Source organism: Candidatus Bathyarchaeota archaeon, assembly GCA_026014685.1.
In the GTDB taxonomy this organism is placed as follows: Archaea; Thermoproteota; Bathyarchaeia; order Bathyarchaeales; family Bathycorpusculaceae; genus Bathycorpusculum.
On sequence record JAOZHW010000007.1, the window covers coordinates 550,813 to 556,945 of the forward strand.

6 protein-coding genes are annotated in these 6,133 nt (G+C 43.4%); 1 reads left to right on the forward strand and 5 read right to left on the reverse strand.

The annotated features are described in order from the left end of the window. Nucleotides 1–9: 9 nt before the first annotated feature. Both NWE96_07265 and NWE96_07270 read right to left on the reverse strand, forming a co-directional pair. Complete coding sequence (locus NWE96_07265) at nt 10–378, reverse strand: hypothetical protein (protein ID MCW3983780.1); 369 nt, start codon at nt 376–378, stop codon at nt 10–12. 2 nt (nt 379–380) lie between these two features. Next, on the reverse strand, nt 381–557 hold the full coding sequence (locus tag NWE96_07270; GenBank protein MCW3983781.1) for an AbrB/MazE/SpoVT family DNA-binding domain-containing protein: 177 nt from the start codon (nt 555–557) through the stop codon (nt 381–383). Nucleotides 558–627: 70 nt separating this feature from the next. Between NWE96_07270 and NWE96_07275 the strand changes: the two genes are divergently transcribed. Then, complete coding sequence (locus NWE96_07275) at nt 628–1,353, forward strand: hypothetical protein (protein ID MCW3983782.1); 726 nt, start codon at nt 628–630, stop codon at nt 1,351–1,353. Between the two features lie 291 nt (nt 1,354–1,644). On the opposite strand, the gene NWE96_07280 is transcribed toward NWE96_07275, so the two are convergent. From NWE96_07280 to NWE96_07290, 3 genes are all read right to left on the reverse strand, one after another. Beyond that, the gene (locus NWE96_07280) at nt 1,645–3,189 is read right to left on the reverse strand and encodes a hypothetical protein (protein ID MCW3983783.1); all 1,545 of its coding nucleotides are present in this window, start codon (nt 3,187–3,189) and stop codon (nt 1,645–1,647) included. 99 nt (nt 3,190–3,288) lie between these two features. Next, a complete protein-coding gene (locus NWE96_07285; protein MCW3983784.1) occupies nt 3,289–4,497 on the reverse strand; it encodes a site-specific DNA-methyltransferase in 1,209 nt (402 codons plus the stop codon). A 47-nt stretch (nt 4,498–4,544) separates the two neighbouring features. Continuing rightward, nucleotides 4,545–6,133, reverse strand: a 1,589-nt coding sequence (locus tag NWE96_07290) for a hypothetical protein (protein ID MCW3983785.1), incomplete at its 5' end; no start/stop codon positions are given.

The window sequence follows — 6,133 nt, forward strand, 5'->3', positions numbered from 1 at the left end:
AGGATGCTCCTATGTTTTGGGCTTAAGTTTTTGACGATAGATTTTATCTTCTGCGTATAACCAGTAGCTGTACTGGTAGCCTTCGCCGTGATAGCGGTCTTTGATGGTTGCGTTGCTGTTGCGCAGGATGTTGTAAGCGTTTTGCCACTTGTCTTGGAGGTTGTTTTGTTTGTAGGCGACCTCGAACTGGCCGAGTTTGGCGCCCTGCTGCGATTCAAACTTTAGAATGGTGAATGTTGCTTCTTGGACCGCAACAGTTGCCTTTTGGGCTTCTTTTACTTCTGGCGGAGCTAAAGCGTCTATGTACTCGTTTGCGGCTTCAGCGATCATCAGTGAGGCGTCGCGGAGCTTGACTAAGAATTCGACATGCTTGTCCACGTCTACTCCTCCGTCTGTCTGATTTTGGTTAACGGTTTCACGGTGACGCTGCCGTTGCTGACGACTTCCACTTGGTCGCCTGCGTTTAGGGCAAAGTATCGCAGCCATGCTTTAGGCAGAATTATGCCCATGCTGGTTTTGCCGATCCTGACGATTTTGCGGTTTTCTTTTTGAGGCATTTTTGTTCACCTTTGTTTGCACAACACTTAAGAGTAAAGTCGGCTGCCAATAGACTGCAAAGGTTCCAGCTTGGAAACTCGAGTGTACGGAGACGTTTCTGTGTCGCATTACGAGAAAGCTGTGTTAGATTTGCTCAAAGAAGGCCCCAAACAGAGAAAAAGCCTTCTTGAGCATTTATGCCCCAAAGTTATGTCACAAAAGAAGCTGCAGAAAACGCTCAACGAACTGGAAAGCGCAGACAAAGCGGTTAGCGTTTCCAAGCGGATCGAAGGACGCAAAAACTGGACCACATGGTATTTGCTGCCGGGGCAGGAGTACCTTTTTGATGTTGATGCAGCCCGCATCATCGCTGCTGTTGAGCGGTTGAAGTCTGTGCTGCTTAGGATGCCTGCTGTTGATGAAATCGCTGTTGACGCAGGCATCACGCCGCAGGAAGCTGAGCAGCTGGCGTATAAGTTGGCAACTCAAATAGGCTGGTTTAACCCTGCGCCTGAGCTTATCCGTGACGCAAGGGTCAAGTTGGGTGAAGCGCTGGTTTGTGCTGCAAGAATCCGAGACAAACATGTATCGGAAGATGGTAAATCAGAAACCTTCGATTACGATGACGAACTCTGTGTTGTGGAAGAGGCTAAACGGTTTCTCAGAGAGTACCCGCAACTATTGCCTAAACTATCAGACGACGGTGATGAGGTTGTCTCGTGGAGTCCAGAGGCCCTTAGATTTTTGAGGGAGCAGTACACTCCAAAGGACAGAAGAATACCATATCTGGGAATAGCAAGCCCCGGACATCGCTAACTCCTCTGCCAATTCACGGTATGCACACTTTGGAAGAAGAAAAAATGGCTGTCCCCACAGAAAAGGTTGTTTTTTCTTCTTTCAGACACTTGCATTTGAAGAAGGGGCAGGATTGTAGCGGTAGCCCAACACACAACAGCTAAAACAAGAGAACAACAATTAAAAAAAGCTCGCTGTTGTTTTACCCACAGCTTTGAAAAATATCGGTACGATGGTAACTCGTTTTCAATGAATTATAACACAACAGAAGTGATGTCTATACATTCTTCGATAAAAGTCAGCAATAGCCAATTATTCCAAATTAAGTGTAGAGGGGGAGCCCCCAATTTTGGGGGTAATCCTATAGAACTCTCCACTCTTTAACAGTTGACCTCTTTGTTCCATTCGCGTTACTACTCTTCTAATTTCAGGTTCACTTTCTACCAACTCTAATTTCTCCACAATTTCATCAAGCCTATGTTCTCTACGTTGAAGATAGTGGAGAATTATTGCCATCAGCATGTAGGTTCCTTCAAGCCTAGATTTGCCATCAAATTTAGCCATTTTGATAGCAACATCTATGACATATCTAACGTCCTGTTCGGTCCTAAGCATTAACGCAGATTTGAAGCGAGAGAGATATCTGCAAGCATCCGCACTTCCCGACAAATTATTGTTTCTTGCCAGCCTCTTGAGCATAACAGTTACGTCTTTAACGCAAATTTTTCCGGGATCAATTGGATTAAACCTTTCCTCAAATATCCTTCTCATTTCGCTTATCAATCGTGGATTGTCGTCAAGAAGTAAAAGCTGGGTATCCGCCTTCCAGTATCGACTACTTGTCGTATGACCCAGATTCATTCTGTTAAAATCCCCTGAAGAGAGCGCTAACCACTTATCGCTAAGCCAAAACTTTGCTTGGATGTCTGGGAGGTTTCCGATTTGGATGCCTGAACTGAGAACTTGGCTAATTAATTCTCTAGCTTTTTGGGGACTCTGCCGAATCCGTTCAGGGGGACAGGTTATAATCTTAATTGAAACGTTGGGGTTGGAAGCTCTTTTTTCCTGAAGCTTCCCAACAAGTTCCTCGTCGAAAAAGGTCTCCAAAAAGAAGTAAGCATAATGATTCGCAGAATCTATGAAGTCGTAAAGCCGATCCCGCATTTTTCCATCAAAAGGACTTATAAAAATCCCCTTAGACAGTGCCGCTTTCGGGAGCTTTTGTACTTCATAATGTTTAGCGTTCAGCCTTCCTGTTGCTTCAAAGAGGGCAATAGTTTCCTTAAGCGTTTTCTGATCAAGGAAAGTTATAGCTTCCCCAGGTACTGTTAAAGCGCCAACCTTTTTAGGCTCAAAAAATAACCGCTTGATTTTTTCAAACGTGATTAACACTTCATTAGCGAAGCCTTTTTCGGAGCTTCGATAGAAAACATCAAGGGTGGCATCGTTAGTTAGCGGCCTTGATGTGATCAGCGCTTCATTTTCGTTAATTAAAATCTGCAGATGCAAAGAATACCATTTTTCTCCTATTCCTGCGCTTTGGTTTCCACTCATACTGGTCGTGGTAAGTCTTGGCTCGCCAGCTTCCCATGCACATAAATGCATTGCAACATGATTGTTCTTCAGGTTCTCGTACATAGCCTCTACAGTCGATCTAAGGCGGTCTTTAGCAACATTATCTGGAGGAGTGGTTACTATCTCAATTGCAACATTATTTCTTGCCCTTTCCAAAAGCAAATCGCCAAAAATCTCAGAATCAAATCGAAAAGTGACAATTTTCAAGAATTTTTTGGATGAAGATATGAAATTACAGATAGGTTCAGCACTTTGACTTAGAAAACATAATGTTTCTGCCAATTCGTCACATCCAACAGACTTTGAAATGTAATCAAGCATTATAGAGTTTTAACATTTTTGGTAAAAGCTTGGAAGAGAGATGAGCCCATTTCAAGTCAGTTATAACAATTTTTGCTGCTTGAGGTCGGGCTTCTCGAGTGGCCAGATTTGCTTGAGATTTGAAGTAAATTTGTAATATTCAAAGTACCTTGAAACATCATCAGCTTCTCTAACGTTTGTCAACCGTTTCTTAATTAGTTCGATATTTAACGGGTCAATTTCGATTCCGACAGAACTCCTAGCTAATTGTTTAGCAACCACCAAGGCAGTTCCTGTCCCAGCAGTAGGATCTAGCACCACATCGCCTGGAAGAGTTGATGAAAGAATTATGCGCAGTAACAGCGCAACTGGAGTCTGTTGAATATGCATTCGATTACCATCCTTGTCTCTTAGGGCTTCTTCGCCTGCAAAATACCCTGACGTCAATTCTCTAATGTCATCCCAAACATCAGTTAAGAAGACGCCTTCTTCATGCTGCCATTTATGCCATGGAAGAGGCGGAGGATCTATGCGAAGTTTGTTGAAAACTCGTGGCTTTTCTCCTTTGATAGCGTAGACGATAATCTGATATTGCTTTGAAAACCTTTTCTCTATCGGTACTGCAGAGGTCATTTTCCTCCAAATTATCAAATTCTGAAAGGTCCAACCAGCCTTTCTAAGTATCCTTAATACTCGCTCAGCATTCTTCTCTCTGTGCATGAAATACATTGCTCCACCATCTGCAGTTACGTTATATACGCCTTCGACTATTGATTTTACCCAATCCCAATATTTTCCATCGGATTGATTGTCATCAAAGAACCGGTAAGCTTTGCCTTGCAGGTAAGGAGGATCGAAAAAAGTCACATGGACATCGCCGATTGCTTCGCTATTGAGATATTTTAGACAGTCACCCTGAATGACCTTGTACCAGGTTTCATTTAATCCTGAAACATCTGAAGATATCAAAACAGGCTCGCTCTTAACTCCAAGTGGGGCAACTACATTTTGTTCATTAATATTCTTTTCAGTTTCTTGCGTAGCAGTTTTAGGCATAACGTGAAAACCAGTCTCATTTCGGGTTAAGGTTACTTCAGTGTCAACAGGAAATTTACTTTTTAAATATTCTCGACACCATAAACGAGCGTTCTTATCAACTTTGGCTGGGTAACCATTAACTCTGGTTTCTAACGGGAGAGTAGACTCAGCAAAAAGATGCCGCCTATCTTTAGAAGGTATTTGGATGAATCCTAATTCTACTTCTTTCTTTTTTAGTTTCTTTGTAACCATAAATACCAGTTCTAATCCTATATTTAATACCACTATAAATTTTAATCTTAAGCAATTTTTGTTAAAGGTTCCTTAGAGTCTACCGATGAGTGCCCATTCCTCTTTGTTACGTTATATATGATGTCTGCTACTTCTTGAATTTCATTGTGATGCGTGATTATGAGCATCTGGGGAATTATTCTGCCGCCTTCTCGGAAGAAAGAGTTTAAGATGTTGACGAGTTCTTTTCGGCGTTCCTCATCAAGATGTGTAGTCGGCTCATCCATAATTACCGTTTCAACTTTGCCCGAGAGCACCTGTGCAATAGCTAAACGCAATGCAATGGCAAGGGCTACACGTTCGCCGCCGCTGATCTGGTCGATGTCTTGCTCACCCGCGGGTCCCAGAACACTGATGTTGTAGTCATCGTCGATTTTCACATCCGAATAGGACAGGTTAAAGCGTTCAAACAGGTCCCGCGTCGCCCTCTCAAGAACAGGCCTTGCTCTTGCGCGGATGAGCTTTTGGATGCCATCTTTGCCGTAGGCATCCCGGATATTGCTAAGAACAGATATGTAACGCTCTACCTGTTGCTTCTCTTTCGCAGTTTTTTCCAAAGCCACAAGTTCAGCGTCAAGTTTCGCTATTTGTTTCTGGAAACCAGATTTTTCCTGCTCCAACCTAACAAGCTCTTTCTCCAACTCACGCAACTTAGCTTCTGCGGTTTGGCAATGAGTTTTTACACGGGCATGCTCAGCTTCATCGTAACAAAGCCCCTTGATTTGGGCTTCAATCGTTAAAACACCTTTTTTGGCATCTTCCAGCTTAACCGAAGTCTCCCTAACCAAAGATTCAAACTCTGCTTTCCTCTTTGCTACCGCAAGATTTTGGTCATACTCCTGACGGATCAGCCGCAACTGTTTCAGTTCCTTCTTTGCATCTTCAGGCGTGTAACCTAACTCTTTCACCAAGCAAGCCAAACTAGCCTCGATTCCCTCCAGCGACTTAACCAGAGGCTGCCTTTCAGCTTCCATCGAATCTTCGCTTGGAAGCCTGCTAAGCCGCTTCTCAGCAAAACTGTACTCTTGGAAGGCACCCTCCCAGCGAGTCTTCTCTTCTTCAAGCTTAGAGATTTCCCGATCAATTTCAGCCAAAGAAGCACTCAATTTAGCGAGTCGTTCAATTTCAGCCTGCTGCGCAACAACATCACCCTTGGCTTCTTCAAACCCAGCAGCCAAACTGCGAATCTGGTCAGGATCAATGGCGTGAAGCTGTTTGCCATAGTCCTTCTCGTTTTTGAGATCTGCCTCCAGTTTAGAAAGCGCCTCGCCAAATTTGATTATGTGAGCTTCAGCGGCTTTCTTCTCTTCGGAATATTTGGCTAATAGCTGAGCAATGCGTTCTTTGGTGAGTTCAGCCTCGCATGTTGGACAAGTTTTGGACTCGACGTCAGACGATAACTTGGAAAGGTTAAAATCAAGATCAGTGACTCTTTGCTTTAGAGAGATGATCTTTTCATTCAGCTTCTGCTTTTCAGCTTCAAGCCTTCTAACTCTTTCCTCACTGGAAGCCTTAACTTTCAACAATACGTCATCAATATTCTCGACAGTGACTTGTTCACCTAAAGTCTTAGAGGCTTTTTCGAGTGCTTTAGAAA

Excerpts from the sequence above, each read along its gene's own strand:
- NWE96_07270 (MCW3983781.1), bottom strand. The coding sequence starts at position 557 with ATGCCTCAAAAAGAAAACCGCAAAATCGTCAGGATCGGCAAAACCAGC.
- NWE96_07285 (MCW3983784.1), bottom strand. The coding sequence starts at position 4,497 with ATGGTTACAAAGAAACTAAAAAAGAAAGAAGTAGAATTAGGATTCATC.